The organism is Streptomyces sp. NPDC048659, from assembly GCF_040650575.1.
GTDB lineage: Bacteria > Actinomycetota > Actinomycetes > Streptomycetales > Streptomycetaceae > Streptomyces.
Genome location: NZ_JBEZHM010000005.1, coordinates 93,506 through 113,777 on the forward strand (window position 1 = coordinate 93,506; position 20,272 = coordinate 113,777).

The 20,272-nt window shown below is 73.7% G+C and carries 14 protein-coding genes; 6 read left to right on the forward strand and 8 right to left on the reverse strand.

The genetic code is table 11. The annotated features are described in order from the left end of the window. Positions 1-115 precede the first annotated feature (115 nt). Positions 116-1,282 carry an alpha-hydroxy-acid oxidizing protein gene (locus AB0C99_RS06070; protein ID WP_362469962.1) on the forward strand — a complete coding sequence of 389 codons (1,167 nt, stop codon included), beginning with the start codon at positions 116-118 and terminating at the stop codon, positions 1,280-1,282. Between the two features lie 63 nt (positions 1,283-1,345). Here AB0C99_RS06070 and AB0C99_RS06075 read toward each other — a convergent pair whose 3' ends face one another. Continuing rightward, entirely contained in the window at positions 1,346-2,230 is an 885-nt protein-coding gene (locus AB0C99_RS06075; protein WP_362469965.1) for an NAD(P)-binding domain-containing protein, read from the reverse strand. A gap of 97 nt (positions 2,231-2,327) precedes the next feature. Between AB0C99_RS06075 and AB0C99_RS06080 the strand changes: the two genes are divergently transcribed. Further along, complete coding sequence (locus AB0C99_RS06080; RefSeq protein ID WP_362469967.1) at positions 2,328-2,678, forward strand: helix-turn-helix domain-containing protein; 351 nt, start codon at positions 2,328-2,330, stop codon at positions 2,676-2,678. Positions 2,679-2,865: 187 nt separating this feature from the next. Here AB0C99_RS06080 and AB0C99_RS06085 read toward each other — a convergent pair whose 3' ends face one another. The 3 genes from AB0C99_RS06085 to AB0C99_RS06095 form a co-directional block, all read right to left on the reverse strand. After that, on the reverse strand, positions 2,866-3,267 hold the full coding sequence (locus tag AB0C99_RS06085) for a heme-binding protein (protein ID WP_362469970.1): 402 nt from the start codon (positions 3,265-3,267) through the stop codon (positions 2,866-2,868). Between the two features lie 65 nt (positions 3,268-3,332). After that, positions 3,333-4,568, reverse strand: coding sequence for an MFS transporter (locus AB0C99_RS06090; RefSeq protein ID WP_362469973.1), 1,236 nt, complete (start codon positions 4,566-4,568; stop codon positions 3,333-3,335). A gap of 174 nt (positions 4,569-4,742) precedes the next feature. Further along, complete coding sequence (locus AB0C99_RS06095) at positions 4,743-6,398, reverse strand: aspartate-alanine antiporter (RefSeq protein ID WP_362469976.1); 1,656 nt, start codon at positions 6,396-6,398, stop codon at positions 4,743-4,745. A gap of 229 nt (positions 6,399-6,627) precedes the next feature. On the opposite strand from AB0C99_RS06095, the gene aspT reads away from it, so the two are divergent. Together aspT and AB0C99_RS06105 are read left to right on the forward strand one after the other, a co-directional pair. Continuing rightward, complete coding sequence (gene aspT / locus AB0C99_RS06100) at positions 6,628-8,328, forward strand: aspartate-alanine antiporter (RefSeq protein ID WP_362469978.1); 1,701 nt, start codon at positions 6,628-6,630, stop codon at positions 8,326-8,328. A 96-nt stretch (positions 8,329-8,424) separates the two neighbouring features. Further along, positions 8,425-10,071, forward strand: a complete 1,647-nt coding sequence (locus tag AB0C99_RS06105) for a bifunctional aspartate transaminase/aspartate 4-decarboxylase (RefSeq protein WP_362469981.1) — start codon at positions 8,425-8,427, stop codon at positions 10,069-10,071. An 82-nt stretch (positions 10,072-10,153) separates the two neighbouring features. Here AB0C99_RS06105 and AB0C99_RS06110 read toward each other — a convergent pair whose 3' ends face one another. From AB0C99_RS06110 to AB0C99_RS06125, 4 genes are all read right to left on the reverse strand, one after another. Further along, positions 10,154-13,309: a BTAD domain-containing putative transcriptional regulator gene (locus tag AB0C99_RS06110; RefSeq protein WP_362469983.1), complete on the reverse strand. Its 3,156-nt coding sequence runs from the start codon at positions 13,307-13,309 to the stop codon at positions 10,154-10,156. A gap of 156 nt (positions 13,310-13,465) precedes the next feature. Beyond that, complete coding sequence (locus AB0C99_RS06115) at positions 13,466-14,821, reverse strand: DUF11 domain-containing protein (protein ID WP_362469986.1); 1,356 nt, start codon at positions 14,819-14,821, stop codon at positions 13,466-13,468. A 226-nt stretch (positions 14,822-15,047) separates the two neighbouring features. Further along, on the reverse strand, positions 15,048-16,544 hold the full coding sequence (locus AB0C99_RS06120) for an alpha/beta fold hydrolase (protein ID WP_362469988.1): 1,497 nt from the start codon (positions 16,542-16,544) through the stop codon (positions 15,048-15,050). Between the two features lie 411 nt (positions 16,545-16,955). Then, positions 16,956-17,678 carry a GntR family transcriptional regulator gene (locus AB0C99_RS06125; protein ID WP_362469991.1) on the reverse strand — a complete coding sequence of 241 codons (723 nt, stop codon included), beginning with the start codon at positions 17,676-17,678 and terminating at the stop codon, positions 16,956-16,958. A 186-nt stretch (positions 17,679-17,864) separates the two neighbouring features. On the opposite strand from AB0C99_RS06125, the gene AB0C99_RS06130 reads away from it, so the two are divergent. Next, positions 17,865-18,470, forward strand: coding sequence for a hypothetical protein (locus AB0C99_RS06130; protein ID WP_362469994.1), 606 nt, complete (start codon positions 17,865-17,867; stop codon positions 18,468-18,470). A gap of 546 nt (positions 18,471-19,016) precedes the next feature. Further along, positions 19,017-19,910 carry a radical SAM protein gene (locus AB0C99_RS06135; RefSeq protein WP_362469997.1) on the forward strand — a complete coding sequence of 298 codons (894 nt, stop codon included), beginning with the start codon at positions 19,017-19,019 and terminating at the stop codon, positions 19,908-19,910. Positions 19,911-20,272 lie beyond the last annotated feature (362 nt).

Here is a 20,272-nt window from a genome sequence, read left to right on the forward strand (position 1 = left end):
CCGCCGTCCCGGGCCATGGCCCACCGCCGGTACCGAGCGGTAACGTCGCCGCACCGCACCGCACCGCACCGCACCGCACCGCACCGCACAGACCGGCACGAGGACGGGACACCCGATGACCCAGAGGTTCGGCGACTACCAGAACGAGATCTACTTCGCGGGGCTCTTCGGCACCCTGCCCACCCTGCCCATGACCTTCGCCGAGCTCGCCGAGCGGGCCCGGGCCGCCCTCCCGCCGTCCGTCTGGTCGTACGTGGCCGGGGGCGCGGGCGAGGAGCACACCCAGCGCGCCAACACGGAGGCGTTCCGGCACTGGGGCCTGGTGCCCCGGATGATGGTCGGCGCCGCCGAACGCGACCTCACCGTCGACCTGTTCGGGATGCGGCTGCCCTCGCCGCTGCTCATGGCCCCCGTCGGCGTCATCGGCCTCTGCGCCCAGGACGGCCACGGCGACCTCGCCACCGCCCGCGCCGCCGCCCGTACCGGCGTCCCGATGATCGCCTCCACGCTGAGCGTCGACCCGCTGGAGACCGTCGCGGCCGAGTTCGGCGACACCCCGGGCCTCTTCCAGCTGTACACCCCCACCGACCGCGCCCTCGCCGAGAGCCTGGTGCGCCGCGCCGAGGCAGCAGGCTTCCGGGGCATCGTCATCACCCTGGACACCTGGGTCACCGGCTGGCGCCCCCGCGACCTCGCCACCGGCAACTTCCCCCAGCTGCGCGGCCACTGCCTCGCCAACTACACCTCCGACCCGGTCTTCCGCGCCCGCCTCGCCAAGCCGCCGGAGGAGGACCCGCAGGCCGCCGTCCTGGAGTGGACCGGGCTCTTCGGCAACCCGCTGACCTGGGACGACCTGCCCTGGCTGCGCTCCCTGACCGAGCTGCCCATCATCCTGAAGGGGCTGTGCCATCCGGAGGACGTCCGCCGGGCCAGGGACGGCGGCGTGGACGGCATCTACTGCTCCAACCACGGCGGCCGGCAGGCCGACGGGGGCCTGCCCGCCCTCGACGCGCTGCCCGGCGTGGTCGCCGCCGCCGAGGGGCTGCCCGTGCTCTTCGACTCCGGCGTCCGCACCGGCGCCGACGTCGTCAAGGCCCTCGCGCTCGGCGCCACCGCCGTCGCCGTCGGCCGCCCGTACGCCTACGGGGCGGCCCTCGGCGGCACCGACGGCATCGTCCACGTGCTCCGCGCCCTGCTCGCCGAGGCCGACCTGATCATGGCCGTCGACGGCTACCCGACCCTCGCCGACCTCCGCGCGGAGGGCGCCCTGCGCCGGGTCTGACGGGGCGGAGGGCTCCCGGGGCGGGCCGCGGCGGGGCCGGACCCCGGCCCCGCCCCGGGCGGCTCAGCGCCGCCCGAGGAGCTCCGCGAGCCGGGAGAACCCGTCGGCCCCGTGCCCGAGCGCCACCGCCCGGCGCGCCAGCCCCTCGGCGGCCCGCATCACACCCGCCTCGATGCCGTGTCCCTCCGAGGCGTGCACGATGTGCGCCATCGAGGAGACCGCCGAGGTCAGCGGATTGCCCTCGCCCGAGTACGAGCCGCTCTCCACGTCCTCGGCCCACTCCCGGAACAGCGGCGGCAGGATCGCGCCGATCCCCTCGGCGAACGGGGCCAGTTCGCTCGGCGCGACGCCCTCCGCCGAGGCCAGCGCCAGCGCGTGGGCGTACCCGGTCATCGAGGTCCAGAAGATGTCCAGCAGCGCGATGTCGTACGCGGCGGCCCGCCCGACGTCCGCGCCGAGGTGGGTGTGGCCGCCGCCGAGGAGGCGCAGCACCGCGCCGTGCTCGGCGTGCGCCTCGGGCGACCCGCTGAACAGGAACACGGCGTGCGGCGTGCCGATCGTCGTGCTCGGCGTCATGATCGCGCCGTCCAGGTAGCCGATCCCGTGCTCGTCGGCCCAGCGGCCGGTGTCCCGGGCCCGCGCGGGCGTGTCGGCCGACAGGTTCACCAGGGTGCGGCCCTTGAGCGCGGCGGTGACCGGCTCCTGCCGCAGCACCGCGTCGGCGGCGTCGTAGTCGACCACGCAGACCACGGTCAGCGGGCTCGCCGCGACCGCCTCCGCCGCGCTCGCCGCGCCGTTCGCGCCGCGGGCGACGAGCTCGCGGTCCCGGCCGGGGGTGCGGTTCCACACGGTGGTGCGCACCCCGGCGGCCACGAAGGCGCCGGCCAGCGCGCGGCCCATGGGGCCGAGTCCGAGCACGGTGACGGCGGGAGGGGTGGCCGAAGACATGGGGGAACTCCTTGGGAGATGAGCCGAGTCACGTATGTGAGGTAAGAAGGGAAGGACAGTTGTTCGGGTACGAGTGAGAGGCCGGAGGGCGACGCCGATGACGCGCAGCCGCGCACAGGACACGGAGGTGTGCGGGGTGACCGCCGCGGTCGCCGTGATCGACGGCAAGTGGAAGACCCTGCTGCTGTGGCTGCTGGAATCCGGCCCGCGCCGGCCGGGCGAACTGCTCCGCGAGATCCCGGCGATCAGCGAGAAGGTGCTGACGCAGACCCTGCGGGAGATGGCGGCGGACGGTCTGGTCCACCGTGAGGCGCACGACGTGGTGCCGCCGAAGACCGTCTACTCGCTGACCGGCTTCGGCCGTGATCTGGCGGCGGCGCTGGCTCCGCTCTCCGACTGGGGCCACCGCCGGCTGGACCGGCTGGCCGAGGAGCGCTCCGCGTCCTGAACCGCCTTCTTCCTCCTCCCTGTTGATGCCCTCCGGCCGCCCTCGCGACCTCCGTCAGCCTCTCCCGGGGACGGCGACGGCGACAAGTACCCACAAAAAAGTGGGTGTCGAGGACGCGGACCGGCCCCGTACGGGGAGTGGATCCCTGTACGGGGCCGGTGAGGGCGGCGCGCGCGTCGGCCGTGCGTCAGCCGAGCGCGGCTATCGCGGCGACGGCGAAGGAGTGGTCCTGCTCGGGGGCCCCGCCGCCGATGCCGACGGCGCCGACGAGCCGCCCGTCGCGGTGGACGGGCGCGCCGCCGCCGATGAAGAGCAGCGGCCGGTCGAGCGCGGTGGGCAGCGAGTGGAACGGTCCGTCCGGCTTGACCAGGTCGACGAGCTCGGCGGTCGGGGCGTTCAGCTGGAGCGCGGTGTACGCCTTGCGGGTGCTGGTCTCGCCGGAGATCAGGACGGCCCGGTCGTCGCGGCGGAAGGCGAGGAGGTGCCCGCCGGCATCGAGGACGGTGACGCTGACGGTGACCCCGGCGTCGTCGGCGGCGCGGCCGGCGGCGGCGATGAGGGTGTCGGCGTCGTGACGGGTGAGGCTCATGGGGATCGCTTTCGTGGAGATGCGTGGGGGGAGAGGGGGACAGAGGGGAGGGAGGGGAGGGAGGGTCAGTGGTGTACGGGGACGGGGACGGCGTTCTCGGCATCCCCGGTCGTGGTCGTGGTCGCGCTCGCGGTCGCCGTTGTCGTCGCCGTCGCCGGGGCGCGGCGCTCCAGGGCGGCGGACCAGAAGGCGAGGCCGAGGGCGGCGGCGGCGAGGGCGGCGCCGACCCAGTTCGGGGCGGTGAGGCCGAGGCCGCGGGCGATGACGAGCCCGCCGAGCCAGGCGGCGAGCGCGTTGCCGAGGTTGAAGGCGCCGATGTTGACGGCGGACGCCAGGGTCGGGGCGCCGTGGGCCTGGTCGAGGACGCGCTTCTGGAGCGGCGGCACGGTGGCGAAGCCGAGGGCCCCGATCAGGAGGATCGCGACGGCGGCGAGGACCTTGTTGCCGGCGACCAGGGTGAAGACGCCGAGGACGGTCGCGAGCCCGCCGAGGGTCACGTACAGCAGCGGCATGAGGGCGCGGTCGGCGAACCGGCCGCCGATCAGGTTGCCCGCGAACATGCCGACGCCGAAGAGGACGAGCAGCCAGGTGACGGCGCCCTCGGAGTAGCCGGCGACCTCGGTCATCATGGGCGCGATGTAGGTGATCGCGGCGAACACGCCGCCGAAGCCGAGCACCGTCATGGCCATGGCGAGCAGCACCTGCGGGTTGCGGAAGGCGGTGACCTCCCGGCGCAGCCAGGCGCCCTCCGGGCGGGGCATGGCGGGGACGAGCCGGGCGATGCCGAGCAGCCCGACGACGCCGAGCGCGGCGACGATCGCGAAGGTGACGCGCCAGCCGGCGGCCTGGCCGATGTAGGTGCCGAGGGGGACGCCGACGATGTTGGCGACGGTCAGTCCGGTGAACATGGTGGCGATGGCGCCGGCCTTCTTCTCCGGCGCGACCAGCCCGGCGGCGACGACGGAGCCGATCCCGAAGAACGAGCCGTGGGCGAGCGAGGCGACGACCCGGCCGGTCAGCATCAGCCCGAAGCTCGGGGCGAGCGCGGAGACCAGGTTGCCGACCACGAACAGGCCCATGAGCAGCATGAGCATCCGCTTCCGGCTGACCTTGTTCCCCAGCACCGTCAGCACCGGCGCGCCGACGACGACGCCGAGCGCGTAGCCGGTGACCAGCAGTCCGGCGGTGGGGATGGACACGCCGAAGTCTCCGGCGACCTGGGGCAGCACGCCCATGATCACGAACTCGGTGGTCCCGATCCCGAAGGCCCCGATGGCCAGCGCGAGGAGTGCGAGCGGCATGGCTCCACCCTTCCGTATTGCTTGAGTGAGCTCTTTACGTGCATTCACAATAATTGCAGACGCGCGTTAATTGCAAGCGCAGGTAATCAGCGCCGGAAGGATCTTGGTGGCTCGGTGGCTCGGTGGCTCGGTGGCTCGGTGGCCGGGCAGCCCGGCAGCTCGGTTGCGGCCTCGCTAGGCCAGCAGCCCGATCAGCACCGGCCCGCACAGCGGGAGCAGGAAGCTGGAGAAGACGTACGTCACCGTGTACCCGACCAGCGGGGTCGCGCTGCCCGTCATCGCCGTCACCGCGCTGATCGCCGGAGTGCTGCACTGCTGCCCCGCGATCGCGCCGAGCAGCACCGGGGGCTCGATCCGCAGGAACCTGCGGCCCACCCACAGCGACAGCAGCGCCGGGACCAGGACCATCAGGACGCCCATCGAGGGCAGCAGCACCGGGTGCCGGGCCAGCAGGTCGAAGGCGTCGCCGCCCACCGAGAGCCCGACGCAGGCGATGAACACCGCGAGCCCCAGGTCCTTGGCGAGCCGCGCGGCCGGCGCCGGGAACTCGCCCCACGTCGGCCGCGACGCCCGGAGCTTGCCGAGCAGCAGCCCCGTGACCAGGCAGCCGCCGCCGGTGCCGAGCGACACCGGGACCGAGCCCAGCGGCACCTTCACCATCCCGAGCAGGACGCCCGCCGCGAGACCGAAGCCGAGCAGCACGAAGTCGGTGCCGCCCGTCTCGGCCACGACCTTGCCCAGCCGCCCGCCCACCGTGCGCACCTGCGCGGGCGAACCGCTCAGTTCGACCACGTCGCCGGTGCGCAGTGTGGTTCCCTCGGCCACCGCCAGCTCCTTGCCGCCGCGCGCCAGCGAAGCGAGCCGGACGCCGTGGCCCGACTCCGGGAGCCGCTCCCGCAGCCTCGGCAGCGCCAGCCCGTCCAGCGCGCGCTCCGTCACCACGATCCTGGCCGTGCTCCACTCCGGCTCCGGCACGCCCTCGGGAAGCACCTCCTCCCGCCCCAGCGCGGGGCCGACCCGCAGCACCGCCCTGCGCGGCCCGACCACCACGGCCAGCTCGTCCCGGAGCAGCTCCGTCCCCGGCGCGGTCTCCCGCCAGACCCCGTCCCGCAGCACGTGCGAGACCGTCGCCCGGCCGCGGCCCGGGGCCTCCGCCCGGCTCACGGTCAGCCCCGCCGCCGCGCCGCCGACGCGATAGCAGCGCCCCACGACGGCGGGCAGCGCCGCGCCGCCGCCGGTCCCGGTGGGGCGCGCCCCGGCGTCCGGCCGGTAGCGCAACAGCAGCGGCGCCACCTGGCTGGTGAAGAGCACGATGGTGATCAGCCCGAACAGATAGCAGACCGTGTACGCGGTCGCGACATGCCCGACCAGGAGCGAGGTGCGGTCCGCGCCGAGCCCCAGCCCCTCGATGGCCTGGCTCGCCGTGCCGACCACGGCGGACTCCGTCGCCGAGCCGGCCAGCATGCCGCCCGCGGTGCCGAGGTCGAGGTGCGCCGCCTTGCTGACGGTGACCGCGATCCCCATCACCGTGACGGTCTCGATCAGCGACAGCACCGCGAACCGGGCGCCCTGCCGGTTTAGGTTCCCGAAGAAGGCCGGCCCGCCCGAGTAGCCGAGCGCGAAGATGAACAGGGCGAAGCAGAGGTTCTTCAGCTCCCCGCTGACCGGCACCCCGAGCTGCCCGATCGCCAGGGCCGCGATCAGGGTGCCGCACACCCCGCCGAGTCTCACCGGCCCCACCCGTAGCCGTCCGATCAACATGCCCACGGCGATGGAGACGAACACCGCCGTCTCCGGCGCCCGGTCCAGGACGTTGTGCAGCCACTGCATGCGCTTCTGCCTTCTCGCGTAGGGATCGCGAACGAAAGCTAGGGAAGCCGCCTTCAGTCCCCCTTCAAGAAGGCTTCAAACGGGCCTGCCCCGGCCCCGCGGCCCTTGAAGCCGGGCCCAAGGCGCCCGGCGGAGAGTGGAACGCGGCCCGGGGTCTCGGAGGCACCGGGCCGTTCAGGGGCTTCGCCGCAGTGCTGCGCGCCGGGCCCGTCGTTCCGTCACAAGGTGAATGAACGTGCACGCCATCACATCAACGTTCGAGCAATATCCGGAATTGCTCGTCTTCCTCACCCTCGCCGTGGGCTTCCTCATCGGCAAGGTGCACTGGAAGACCATCGCCCTGGGCTCCGTGACCGGAACCCTGGTCGCCGGGCTCGTCCTCGGCCAGATCGGCGTCGAGGTCACCGGCCCGCTGAAGGCGTTCGCCTTCCTCGCCTTCCTCTTCGCCCTCGGCTACCGGGTCGGCCCGGTGTTCTTCCGGGGCCTCAAGCGCGACGGCCTGCCGCAGGTCGGCCTCGCCCTGATCGTCTGCGTCACCGGCCTCGGCGTCTGCTACCTGTTCGCGAAGATCGCCGGCTACGACCCCGGCCTCGGCGCGGGCATGCTCGGCGGCGCGCTCACCCAGTCCGCGGTCATCGGCGTCGCCCAGGACGCCATCGGACAGCTCCCGGGCCTCTCCGACGCGGCCCGCACCGACATGGCGAACATCGTGCCGGTCGCCTACGCCGTCACGTACGTCCTCGGCACCATCCTCTGCGCCCTGTTCCTCGCCAACGTGGCACCGCGCCTGCTCGGCGTCGACCTCGCCGAGGAGAGCCGCCGCCTGGAGCAGAAGATGAAGGTCGAGGCCGCCAACGCCGACCTCTCCAGCGCCTACTACGACGTCGTGCTCCGCTCGTACGAGCTGGCCGTCGACACCTTCGACGGACGCACCGTCGCCGAGGCCGAGAAGCTGCTCGCCGCGCACGGCGGCCCGAAGTACATCACCCGGGTCCGCACCCCCCAGGGCGTCACGGGCGCCGTCGCCGACACCGTCCTGCACAAGGGCGACGTCGTCGCCCTCACCTGCCGCCGCGAGAACCTCCTCGAACTGGAGCAGGGCGAGGTCTTCGGACCCGAGACCGCCGACCGCGAGCTCCTCGACTACGCCAACGAGAGCCTCGACGTCATCATCAGCCGCAAGGGCGGCGCCGGCCGCACCATCGGCGAGCTGCGCACCTCGGCCGCCTACCGGGCCGTCTACCTGGAGAAGGTCGTCCGCCAGGGAGAGTCGCTGCCGCTCGGCCACGACGTGAAGCTCCACCCCGGCGACACCATCACCCTGACCGGCCCCGAGGACCTGGTCGAGCGGGTCGCCAAGGAGCAGGGCACCCCCGCCCGCACCTCGGAGACCGCCGACGTCTCCTTCATGACCCTCGGCGTGTTCCTCGGCGGCCTGATCGGCATCCCCGCCCTGCACTTCGCGGGTGTTCCGCTCGCCCTGTCCACCAGCGGCGGCGCCCTGATCATGGGTCTGGTCTTCGGCTGGCTGCACGGCCGCAACCCGCGCCTCGGCCACTGCCCCAAGCCCACCCTGTGGCTGCTGGACACCGGCGGTCTGTGCCTGTTCGTCGGCGTCGTCGGCCTCAACGCCGGGCCGAGCTTCGTCTCCGGCCTGAAGCAGGCCGGTGTCGGACTCTTCCTCTGGGGCGCGATCGCCACGATGGTCCCGCTGATCGTGGGCCTCTACGTCGGCCGGTACATCTTCAAGATGGAGGTTCCCATCCTCCTCGGCGTGCTCGCCGGGGCGCAGACCACCACCGCCGCGATCGGCGCGATCACCGAATCCGCCAAGAGCCGCGTCCCGGTGCTCGGTTACACCGTGCCGTACGCCGTCGGCAACGTGCTGCTCACCCTGTGGGGCGTGCTGATGGTGGCCCTGCTGCACTGACCGGCCCCGCCGTCCCCCTCCGGGGCCCCGCCCCCGCCCCCTCCCCTTCGTCCTCCTCTCCCTCCTCCCCCCCACGTAGAACTACGGAGTCGTGCCATGACCGAAAGCAGCGTTTCCCGCGAAGAGATGCGCCGGCTGAGCAAGCTGAGCCCCTTCGAGCTCAAGGGCGAGCTGATCGCCCTCGCCGCCCGCAGCGGCGACGAGAACTCCCGCTCGATGCTGAACGCCGGACGCGGCAACCCGAACTGGATCGCCACCGGCCCCCGCGAGGCGTTCTTCGCCCTCGGCGCCTTCGCGATCGAGGAGTCCCGCCGGGTGTGGACCGCCGACAACCTGGGCGGCATGCCCGCCCGTTCCGGCGTCGCCGAGCGCTTCCGGACCTTCGTGCAGCGCAACCCGGGCATGGCCGGCATCGGTCTGCTGGAGCGCTGCGTCTCGTACGCCGTCTCCGCCCTCGGCTTCGACGCCGACGCCTGGGTCCACGAGCTGGTCGACGGCCTCATCGGCGACAACTACCCCGTCCCGGACCGCATCCTGACGCACTGCCAGGAAGTCGTGCGCAGCTACGTGGCGGCCGAGATGTACGGCTCCGAGAGCCCCGAGGGCAGCTTCGACGTCTTCGCGACCGAGGGCGGCACCGCCGCCATGTGCTACATCTTCGACTCGCTGATGGTCAACAAGGTGCTCAGGAAGGGCGACAAGATCGCGCTCCTGGTGCCCACCTTCACCCCCTACATCGAGATCCCGCACCTGGAGCGCTACGGCTTCGAGGTCGTCAAGGTCGAGGCCAACCTGTTCGCCGAGGCCGGGGTCCGCGAATGGCGCTACCCCGACGCCGAGATCGACAAGCTCGCCGACCCGTCCGTCAAGGCCGTCTTCGTGGTCAACCCCTCCAACCCGCCGTCGGTGGAGATGAGCGACCACGTCCGCGACCGGATCGTGGACATCGTCAAGCACCACAACCGCGAGCTCATCGTCGTCACCGACGACGTCTACGGCACCTTCGTCGACGGCTTCACCTCGCTGGTCGCCGCCATCCCGCAGAACACCCTGCTCGTCTACTCCTACTCCAAGCACTACGGCTGCACCGGCTGGCGGCTCGGCGTGATCGCCCTGCACCAGGACAACGTCATCGACCGGATGATCGCCGCGCTGCCCGCCGAGGAGCGCGCCGCGCTCGACGAGCGGTACGGCTCCCTCCAGCTCGACCCGTGGAACCTGAAGTTCATCGACCGCATGGTCGCCGACTCCCGCGAGGTCGCCCTCAACCACACCGCCGGCCTCTCGCTGCCCCAGCAGGTGCAGATGATGCTCTTCTCCCTCTTCGACCTCCTGCCCGAGGGCCAGGAGTACAAGAAGCTCATCCAGAGCATCGTCCACCGCCGCCTCGACCTGCTCCTGGAGGGCAGCGGCATGAAGATCGCGGACGACCCGAAGCGCGCCGCGTACTACATCGAGCTGGACATCCTGGCGGAGGCGGAGCGCGAGCAGGGCAAGGAGTTCGCGGACTACCTCGAAGCCACCTACGAGCCCACCGACATCCTGTTCCGGCTCGCCGAGCAGACCTCCGTGGTCCTCCTCAACGGCGGCGGCTTCGACGGCCCCGAATGGTCGGTCCGGGTCTCCCTCGCCAACCTCGACGACCTCGACTACCTCAAGATCGGCCACAGCGTCCGCGAGGTCCTCGACGGCTACCTCGCGGAGTGGCGGGCCGTGACCCCCGTGGGCGCCTGGTCCGAGTAGTCCCGTGAACCACTCGGCCCTCCGCTCCCCGGCCGGGGCGAGCGGAGGGCCGAGTCCGCGTTCCGGGACGCTCCGGGAGCCCTCAGCCGCGTACCGGAGCGCAGCGGGCGGCGAGCTCCGCCCCGTCCCAGTCCGCCGGACGGTGCGAGGCGGCGACCCGCAGCAGCGCGGACGGCCCGTCGCCGGGCTCGCGCAGCAGGTCGACCGCCGCGTCCCGGTCCCCGCCCCGCCACAGCGCCAGGGCCGCCACGACCCGGCCGAGGCCCAGACAGGCGAACGGCCAGGAGCGGACCACGTCTTCCAGGCGCAGGGCGAGGGCGCGGGCGGTGTCGGTCGGGGTGGCCGGGGCGGGGGCGTGGGGCGCGGCGGTGGTGTCGGCTGTGCCGGCCGTGCCGGCCGTGCCTGGGGCGCCTGGGGCGCCTGGGGTGCCAGTGGTGACGATGGTGCCCGTGGTGGCGCGCAGCGCGAGCAGCTCGCGGAGGGCGTGCAGGCAGCCGACCAGCAGCGGGCCGAACTCGGCGTCGGGATCGCGCAGTCCGGCCTCGATCACCCGGTCCGCCTCGGCCGCCCGGTCGTCCAGGATCAGCAGCAGCGCCTCCACCGCGGCGATCCGCAGCCCCGCGGCGGGCACCCGGCCCCGGCAGCCCACCAGCCGCGCGAAGCGCAGCGCCCCGCGCGCGGCGGCCGGGTCGCCGCACAGCCACTCGAGCCCGGCGAGCACGGGGCCGACGACCGCCGACAGGTGCCCCGAGCCCCAGGCGGCGCCCGACTCGCGCGCGGGCGCCGCGCCCAGCGCCCGGTAGGCGGCCCGGAACTCCTCCAGGGCGCGGGTCCAGTCGCCGTCGAACAGCGCCCGGACACCGCGCACGGTCAGCCGGTACGTGGTCCCCTCCGCGCCGTCCCGCCCGCCGGGCCCCTCGCCCGGCCCTTCGGCGTACGCGCCGAGGGTGCCCCACTCCTCCGCCTCCTCGGGGCGCCCGCACAGGAGCAGCCCGAGGCGCGCGGCGGCGAGCGCCTCCGCGTCGCCGAGCGGCAGCGCCAGGTCCACCGCGCGCCGGAAGTCGTCGACGGCGTCGGCGAGACCCTCCCCGCCCCACTGCATCCGGACCCGCGCCCGGCGGATCCGCAGCCCGGCGGCGGCCCGGTCGGCCGCCTCGTCGCCGTGCGCCTCCTCGGCGGCCCGCAGCGCCCGGTCGAGCCACCGCAGCCCCTCCCGGGCGCCGGGCTGGTCGTCGGCCAGCTCGGCGGCGCGCGACAGGACGCGGATGACCTCGGCGTGCGGCAGGTGCAGCCGCCCCCGCCAGGCGTGCTCGGCGAGGACCGCCGGCCCGCCGTGCCCGGTCGCCGCGAGGCGCCGGTACAGCCGCGCGTGCATCTCGGCGACGGCCAGCTGGCCCCAGCCGCACCGCACCGCGTCCCCGTACAGCGGCACGGCCAGGCGTACGAAGCCGGGCGGGACGCCCTCGTCGCTGAGCAGCCCGAGCGCCAGCAGGGACTCCAACGGGCCCTGCCCGCCGTCGCCGTGCGGGTGCTCGGCCAGCGGCACGGGGAACGGCTCCCCGTACACGGCGGCGGCCAGCAGCAGGTTCCCGGCCCGTTCGTCGGGCACCGCGAGCCGCACCTGCCGCACCACGCCGTCGGGGACCTCGACGCGCAGCGTGCGCGCGGGGTCCGCCTGCTCGGCGGCGGCGTCGGCGAGCAGGGCGAGCAGCCGGGGGTGCCCGCCGGTCCGCTCGTACGCGAGCCGTACGGACTCGTCGTCGACCGGCGTCCCGGTCCGGGACCGCACCAGCTCGCCCGCCTCGGCCGCGCTCAGCCGGCCCAGGGTGAGCCGACGGCCGGCCTGCACGGCGGCGTTCCAGCGGACCCGGTCGCGGGCCTGGGCCTCGGGGCCGGTCGCGACGACCAGCAGCAGGGGCAGCGCGGCGGCGCGGGCGGCGAGGAGTTCGAGGGCGCGCAGGGAGTCGCCGTCGGCGAGGTGGAGGTTGTCGACGAGCAGCACCGTGGGCGGGAGCGCGTCCTCCGTGAAGTGCCGCAGCAGGGCGAGCCGGGCGGTGAAGGCGGCGGCGCTGGTGCCGGAACCGGCGGCCTCGGCCTCCGCGACGGCGGCGAGCGCTCGTACGGCGGCCCCGTACGACTCGTTGGCCGGGCCCCCGAGTTGGCTGAGCAGTCGCCCCCACAGCCACAGCGGAGGGGCACCGTCCATCAGGGGCGCCGTCTCGGAGGCCGTGCGGATGCCGCGGGCGGCGGCGAGCTCGCGGGCCAGGCGCAGCACGGAGGACTTGCCGCAGCCCGCGCGCCCCTGGGCGACGAGCAGCCCGCCGGTCCCCTCGGCGAGGGCGTCCAGCGCGGCCACCAGGGACGTGCGCTCGTCCTTGAGGCCCGAGAGCGCGACCTCGGTGTCGGGCCTCGGCCGGGACCGGGCGGGGGCGGGCTCCGGGGCCGGGGCCGGGGAGGAGGCCACGGGGGACGGTGCTACGGCGGGCGGTTCGGGGGACTCCCGCAGGACCTCGGCCAGCGTGCGCTGGAGCAGCGGTCCCGGGGGGAGGCCCGTGCGCTCGGCGAGCGCCTCGCGGGTGCGGTGGTAGGCGGCGACCGCGTCGGCCCGCAGCCCCGCGCGGTGCAGCGCCGTCATGTACATCCAGCAGGCGGGCTCGCCCGCCGGGTCGGCGGCGCACCGGGCCGCCAGGTCGTCCATCACCTCGGCCTGCCGCCCGCAGTCGAGGGCGGCCGTCAGACGCAGTTCGACCGCCTTGTCGTGGACCGCGCCCAGCGCGGCGGCCTCGGCGCGGGCGAACTCGTAGGCGCCGAACTCCTCGAACGGGTCGCCGCGCCACAGGGCCAGGGCCTCGGTGGCCAGGTCCATGGCGGCGGCCGGTTCGGCGGCGGCGAGCCCGGCGGCCCGGGAGCAGGCGGCCCGCATCCGGTGCACGTCCACCTGGTCGGGGTCCACGTCGAGCAGATAGCCCGGGGCCCGGGTGACGATGAGCGACCGGCCCTCGTCCCCGCACGCCTCGGCGAGCGCGCGGCGGAGGTTGGACACGTACACCTGGAGGGTGCCGGTGGAGCGGTGGACGCCGGGCCCCCAGACCTCCTCCATGAGGCGCTGCTGGGAGAGCGTCCGGCCGGGACGGGTGGCCAGCAGGGCGAGGACGGCCCGCTGACGGGGCGGACCGAGGGGGACGACCCGGTCGCCGACGCTCGCCCGCATCGGCCCGAACAGCCGGAACTCCAGCATCGCAGTCCTCTCGCGCCCGCCGCCCGCGACGGCCCCAACGGATCCACATTAGGGAGCGGCGGCGCGTCGCGGCAGAGCCCTTCGGCCCGCCTCCGGGTGACCTACGCCCCGGACCGCCCCGGGCCCGCCGAGGCGGCTCCCGGCCGCCCCGTCCAATCAGGAGGAGCGGTTCCGGCGGCGCCGGGTGAGCAGCCAGCCGGCCGTGACGGACGCCACGGCGACCAGCGAGGCGAGTCCGACCGAGGCGCCGGTGCGGGCCAGCGATCCGCCGTCGTGCCCGCTCCCGTCACCGCCCGCCGCGGGAGCGCCGGTCGGCGTGGCCGTCGCTCCGGGGGTGGGCACCGTCGCGGTGGGCGTCGGGGTGGGCCGGACCGGCACCGTCGGCGTCGGGGTGGGGGAGGGGGTGGCGGGGTCGGTGGGGACGACGGTCCGCTCGACGGGCGTCCTCGTGGTGTTGGACGTGCTGGTCAGCCCGGCGCCGTCCAGGGGGTCGACGAACGTGGTCCGCGCGGTGTTCTCGACCGTGGTGCCGGCGGCCTCGTCGGCGACCTTCACGCGGAAGGAGACGCGGACCTCCTCCCCGGGGCTGAGGCTGCCGGCCCCGGTCGCGCCCGCCCCCCGGCCGATCCGGAACCGCACCCGGTCCCCGGTCTGCTCGGCCTCGTCGTCGCCCGCCCGGTCGGTGAGCGGCCGGGAGCCGATCCGCAGGGAGCCGGGGACGTAGCGGGTGCCGGCGGGCAGGGTGTCCTCGACCAGCACGTCCTCGGCCCGGTCGCCGCCCCCGTTGCGTACGACGACGGCGTACTCCAGGACGTCGCCGGTCGACGCCCCGGGGCCGCCCGGGGCGTCGGTGTCCGTCACGGACTTGGCGGTGACGAGGCAGGGCCCGGTGCCGAAGCTGATGTGGTCGAGGAAGTTGCCCACGCTCGGGTCGCCTCCGGCGGTGGAGACCGCGCGGAACGCGAACCTCGTACGGGTCTGCCCGGCCGGCACCCGGTACTCGCCGCTGTGCTCCCCCCACGCCAGGCCGTCGGCCAGCCGTCCCTGCGGGACCAGTTCGCCGTCCGGCGGCCCGATGAGGACCTCCATGACGTCGGTGCCGCTGCGGCCCCGGTGGTCGAGGCGCCAGCGCAGGGACTGGCCGGGACGGGTCTCGACGTCCTGGTAGAGCGTGGACGCCTGGGTCGCGTTCAGCTCGGCGAACTGACGCCCCTCCGGCGCCCCGACACCCCTGTAGCCGTCGGACCACAGCTCGATCCGCCGGTCGTCGGCCGTGGTCCGCCAGCCGGGCACCTCGCCCTCGTCGAGGAACCGGAACGTGGTGTCGGGGAGGGCGGGGGACTCGAACCCGCCGTTGGTCAGGGAGATCGCCCCGGGACAGTCGGCCGGCCGCTGCTCCGCGTGCGCGACACCGGGCGCCCCCGCCAGGGCGAGGGGTATCGCGGCGGTGAGTCCCAGGGCGAGGACGGCCTTCGGGCGACGTGCGGTGGCGGGGGTCGGCGGCTGCGGCACAGGGGTTCTCCCTCGTGGGTCGGGTCTCTCCAACAGGACTGAGGGAGGCTAGACCTGAATCACGGTGAATGTCCAAAATTGAATCTTCGTGCCTGAATGGGCGTAAGGTGCCTTGTGTGTCGTACGGGTGGGGGAGCGGGGCGGCCGGCCCGCGCGCCCTCGCCGCCCCTTACCGCTCCTTGCGTCCCCAGACGCCCGTCCCCCGCCTTCCGGCGCCTGGCCCCCGTCAGCCCTCCGCCCGCAGCAGCCCGTCCACGACCGCCCGCGCGGCCCGGACCACCGCCGCGCGGGTGTCCGGCGTGTGGTCGAGGGTCTCGAAGGCGTGCCGGGCCAGCGGGGCGTCGATCACCTCGACCTCCGCCCCCGCCTTCCCCGCCGCGGCCAGGAACGCCTCCACCGCCGTCGCGAAGACCTTGTGCTCCCGGCCCGCCCGGATCAGCACCAGCGGCGGACTCGCCGCCCCCACCGCCGCCACCGGGCGGAACGCCGGGTCCACCGCCCGCCACGACGGCGGCGGGGCGAGCACCGGATAGCTCAGGGCCACGGCGCGCAGCCACAGCGGCGGCGCGGCGAGCCAGTCGGCCGACAGCAGGCCGCCCGCCGACAGGAACCAGAGCGCGACCCGGTCCCCGTCCACCCGGGGATCGGCGCGTACGAGCTCGACCGCCGCCGCCACGTCCGCCGCGGCCCGCGGGTAGTCCTCAAGACCGTGCAGCCGGTGGTCCACGGTCGCCCCGACCACGCCGAGCCCCGCCAGATAGCGGGCGTAGCCGAGCAGCGTCGCCGAGTCGCGCGGCGTCGGCCGCTGCTCGGGGGACACCGGTCCGCCGTGCACCAGCAGCACCGCCGGCCGAGGCCCTTCGGCCTCCGGCAGGTGCAGGTCGACCCGGCCCCGCCGCTCCCGGGGGCGCTCCGGGACGTCGAGCAGGAACGTGCCGGGCGCCGCGTCCGCCGCCCCCGGCCCCGCCGCCTCGGGACGCGGTGGCGCCACCCGGTGCCCCTCGTCCGCCGCCGCCCCCAGCAGCGCCCCCGCGAGCGCCTCGGGCGCGGACAGCATCGGCCAGTGACCGGTGGGCAGTTCGAGGAAGCCGACCCGGGGCGACGCCAGCGCCCGGTACTCCGGCGGGCCCGTCGCCACCAGCAGCTCCACCATCGCGATCCCCGCACCGCCCGCCGTGCACAGCACCCCCGTCGTCGGCCGGTCGAAGGGCGAACCGGCCAGCCGCAGCGGCTCGGTCAGCGTCCGTTCCGGCTGCGGCGCCGCGCGCCGGTCGAGCAGGTCCAGGACCTCGGGCGACAGCCCCTCCAGGCTGCCCCAGCGCCCCCACTCCACACCCTGCGGCGGCGCCACGAAGCCGTCCCGCGCCCGGGTCCCCGCCGGGGTCAGCGCCAGCGCCGCGTCCCCGTCGCCCGGCATCCCCGCGTCCAGGTACACCACCCGCGCCACCCGGCCCGGCCGCCGGTCGGCGGCGCCGAGCACCGGGTGGATCCCGTAGTCGTGCCCGACCAGCACCACCTCCGGCGCCGCGCAGGCGTCCACCGCCCGCAGCACGTCCGCGACATGCGTGCCCAGCCCCGTCTCCGGCCCCCCGGCCGGACCGTCCGGCATGCCCGTCAGCGCCACCGGCCGCACCTCGGCCCCGGCCGCCCGCAGCCGCTCCGCGGTCTCCCGCCACACCCAGGCCCCGGTGAACGGGCCCGACACCAGTACGAAAGCGGTCATCTTCGTCTCGTCTCCCCATGCCGTCGACATGTCCCTCGTACGTCCCCCGGCCCGACCGGGCCGCGGGACCGGAACCGTAGGAGCTCCCCTCGGGGGAGATTCACCTGTCCAGCGCAAATGAGGATGGGCTCCTGACGGCCGACCGTGCGGGGTGACGGGACCTGACCGACTCCGCGCAGGAGCAGGAATTCACGCTCAAGCTGTTCATGACGAAGGGGGCACCGCACGCGCGTGATTCGGCATTGTCGGCGTCGAGGGCTCGACACGAACGCCGCGTAGAAGGCTGGGCGGCGTTGAAGACCGCTCGGGCGGGCCGCCTCCTGGGAAGTGGCCCACCCTTTCCGCATTCTGGCGGACTGTCCCGTCGGCGGCCCTGAGACCGATCGAAGCGATCGCCGATCCGACGACTCGTCAGGGTCGGTACTCGTAACCGATGGTGAGCCGAGGCGGCAAGCAAGCCTCTCCGTACTCGATGATTCCCTCGGTGTCCGACCAGCGCCACGCCATCGCGAGGATGGGCGCGCCCACTGCGATGCCAAGGTGCGCGGCTTCGCGATGGTCCGCGACGCGGGCGTGCATGTCGTCGCGGGCGTGCGTGATGGTCCTGCCGGTTCCTTCGAGGACCTTCGTCGTGATGCCGGCGTTCCGGCCAGGGGCCGTGTTCAGCAAGTCCGGTGCGAGGCCCGCGAAGTGGCCGGGGTACCAGGTGACCGCGAGGGCCGTACGTGCCTGCCCACGCCCGCTGACCCACTCGCGGCGGACCACCTGTGCGCCGTGGTCAAGGTTGAACAGGTCCGCCACGTAGCCGGGCGGCGTCACCAGTTGGGCGCTGGTGACTGCTGAGGTCTCGCCCTCGGCAAGGAAGGACTTCACCCGCCTGACACGCTCAAGCCGGTTGGCGGGGCTGAGGGTTACCGGAGGGGCGTCGCTGACGAACGTCCCTCGCGGCGTGGTCCGGATGTATCCCTCGACCAGGAGGGCCGACAAGGCCCGGGTGATGGTGGCACCGGTCGTCTGCCACTGGCCCGCCAGTTCGCGGTTGCTGGGCAGTTTGCTGCCGGGCGCGAGGGCCCCGGTAAGGATCTCTTGTCGGTAGTGGTCGGCGATCACGGTGTACGTCTTGGCCTGCGGCATCCCACTGCCCTCCGAAAGGGTGACGAACTGTCAAGTCAGTACCCTAGTGCACTCAGAACCGCTTCCGCTGCCCTACGGCACATGTCAATCTGCCCTAGGACACTCAATCGGAAGGGGGCACGCCGTGGGCGCTGCCGTAGGGAGCGAAAGGTACGCCCGCCAGTTCGAGGAACAGCGGGAGCGTCGGTGAGGGCCGGGACGGCGGTGGTGGAGGGCGTCCATGTTGACCCCATCGCCATCGCGCGCAGGGACTTGGCCCGTTTCAGCTCGATGCAACTCGGAACGTCTACCGCCGAGGACATCAAGACGGCGGCGGGCCGGACCGCCGAGCACATCCGGGCGCTCATGCGGAGACAGCGAGGATGGGAAGGCGGGGACTTGCGCGCGCTGTTCCGAGAGGCGAACTCGCGCCTGGCCCCCGAGACGCTGCCCTCCTCGGGATCGTCTCCGGTCTACTCGTTCCGCTGGCTGGCGGCTGCCACCCGGACGGGCAAGAAGCTCCTTGCGCACCACGACAGCGTGCGAGGGTCCCGGGGCTACCCGCCGCCGGGAACCTTGGAGTGGACGGTGCCCCTGGTCGAACTCCGGCTCGGCGACTACGTCCAGCCGGTGCCCGGAGTCTACCGACGGGTGGTCAACATGATCACGGTTCGGCAGGGCGAGGGCTACAGCACCCAGTACGGCCGACTCCTCAGCCTCCATGGGACGAGCAAGCCGTTCAAGGTTGATCCCGGCTTGGTCGCGCTGTGGCGGCCGGACCCGCACGCCCCTGGCGCACGGGCGGGCTCGTGACCACGCGGGTTCAGCGCCCGATCGGCAGCCCCCTACGCCCGCCGGAGTTGGTGGTGCCGCTCCATCACGACGAGGACGAGGCTCCCGCCGTGGGGGAGTGGTGGACGTGGGGTCAACCGCACGTCACGGGCGCTGCCGAATGCGAGCGCTGAGCGCAGGAGCGACGTCGGCGGAGTCTGGCGCGGGAGCGGCACCAGCCGGTTGAACACCTGATCGCCATAGAGGAACTGGCCCGCCACCCGGACCACTCGCCGTGAAGGTGCTGGGCGTGGTCCTGGCGGTGCTCGCCTGGATTGCGTTCCTGACGGCGCGCATCTCCTCGGAGGCGAGCGTTTCCCAGCTTCCGTGACCCGCCACGTTGCACTTGTCGTTGCACGGGCGGCACCAACTTCCTTGCCCTGTAGGGGCGAGGGGACCAAGGGCCTGCGGCCGGCGGGGACGTAAGGCCCCCGGCGGAGAGCGAAGCCAAACGCTAGGTCCGGTAGGGAAGTTGGCCCTTCCCTACCGGAAGCAGAGGAAGCACCCAATCCGAGGGGAGCATCACCAATGGCAAGCGGCACCTTACTCAAGTTCGCGTGGCTGGAAGTCACGGGCCTCTGCCAGGAGTTCTGTGACCACTGCTATGCGGACTCGGGCCCGTCCGGCACGCACGGCACGATGAGCGTCCGGGACTGGCTCCGGGTCATCGACGAGCTGGCAGACATGGGCACACTCGATGTCCAGTTCATCGGCGGAGAGCCGACGCTCTACCCGGATCTCACGGAACTCATCAAGCACGCCCGTGCCCGGGGACTCGGCGTCGAGGTGTTCTCCAACCTGGCACACATCAAGCCCGCCTTGTGGGACGCGTTTGCGGAGTATGACGTCAAGCTGGCGACGTCGTACTACTCGGACGACGCCCAGGAGCACGACGAGGTGACGAAGATGCGGGGGGCGCACAAGCGGACCCGTGACAACGTCAGGAAGGCGCTCGACATGGGCCTGTCCGTACGTGGTGGCGTCGTCGCCGTCCGGCCGGGGCAGCGCGTGGCAGAGGCCGCCTCCGACCTCATCGACCTGGGCGTGCCCCACGTCGGCGGTGACCGGATGCGCGCGTTCGGGCGTGCCAGCCGAGGAGCCGCGCCGACCATCAACGACCTGTGCGGGCATTGCGCTCACGAAAAGGCGGCCATCGGCCCGGACGGGAACATGTGGCCCTGTGTCCTGGGCCGCTTCCTCACGATGGGAAACGTCCGGCAGCAGTCGGTGGTAGAGGTCTGGAACAGCGAGCAGGCGGCCGAGGTGACCGCCGACATCGCTGCCGTCCACGGTGACGGGGTCGCCGCCTGCACGCCTCCGCAGTTCCTCCCCATGTGCGGACCGTGCGGTCCGTGCGTGCCGTCGGTGGGACACTGCGACCCCCAGGAAGCGGCAGCGCTCACCGTGGGCGCGCCGAGCTAGGGAAGAGAGCAGCGAGGCATGTTCGATCACGGAGACGACTTCGAGGCGTGGAGCGGCGCTTACGCGGCTCCCGTGGCCCCTCAGACGGAAGAGCACTGGCTCATGGTCGCGCGCTACATCCGGCACAGTGTGAACAAACTGGTGCCTGAACCGCTCCCGCTGTGCTTGGCGGGAGAGCCCCAGGAGTGCGGGCGCTCCGGTCAGCAGCACGTTTTGGCGTGGGGTGCCATGCTCAAGGCCGCGGCACAGTCGTTGATCGAGGATGCTTCGCCGGCCCCTTCGTACACTGCCTACTCGGGGCAGACGCTGTATCAGCGGGCCCTGACAGAGATGAGGGCACAGAAGGGTTCCTGACCTACTGG

Excerpts from the sequence above, each read along its gene's own strand:
- AB0C99_RS06070 (WP_362469962.1), top strand. The coding sequence starts at position 116 with ATGACCCAGAGGTTCGGCGACTACCAGAACGAGATCTACTTCGCGGGG.
- AB0C99_RS06075 (WP_362469965.1), bottom strand. The coding sequence starts at position 2,230 with ATGTCTTCGGCCACCCCTCCCGCCGTCACCGTGCTCGGACTCGGCCCC.
- AB0C99_RS06080 (WP_362469967.1), top strand. The coding sequence starts at position 2,328 with ATGACGCGCAGCCGCGCACAGGACACGGAGGTGTGCGGGGTGACCGCC.
- AB0C99_RS06085 (WP_362469970.1), bottom strand. The coding sequence starts at position 3,267 with ATGAGCCTCACCCGTCACGACGCCGACACCCTCATCGCCGCCGCCGGC.
- AB0C99_RS06090 (WP_362469973.1), bottom strand. The coding sequence starts at position 4,568 with ATGCCGCTCGCACTCCTCGCGCTGGCCATCGGGGCCTTCGGGATCGGG.
- AB0C99_RS06095 (WP_362469976.1), bottom strand. The coding sequence starts at position 6,398 with ATGCAGTGGCTGCACAACGTCCTGGACCGGGCGCCGGAGACGGCGGTG.
- aspT (WP_362469978.1), top strand. The coding sequence starts at position 6,628 with ATGAACGTGCACGCCATCACATCAACGTTCGAGCAATATCCGGAATTG.
- AB0C99_RS06105 (WP_362469981.1), top strand. The coding sequence starts at position 8,425 with ATGACCGAAAGCAGCGTTTCCCGCGAAGAGATGCGCCGGCTGAGCAAG.
- AB0C99_RS06110 (WP_362469983.1), bottom strand. The coding sequence starts at position 13,309 with ATGCTGGAGTTCCGGCTGTTCGGGCCGATGCGGGCGAGCGTCGGCGAC.
- AB0C99_RS06120 (WP_362469988.1), bottom strand. The coding sequence starts at position 16,544 with ATGACCGCTTTCGTACTGGTGTCGGGCCCGTTCACCGGGGCCTGGGTG.
- AB0C99_RS06125 (WP_362469991.1), bottom strand. The coding sequence starts at position 17,678 with ATGCCGCAGGCCAAGACGTACACCGTGATCGCCGACCACTACCGACAA.
- AB0C99_RS06135 (WP_362469997.1), top strand. The coding sequence starts at position 19,017 with ATGGCAAGCGGCACCTTACTCAAGTTCGCGTGGCTGGAAGTCACGGGC.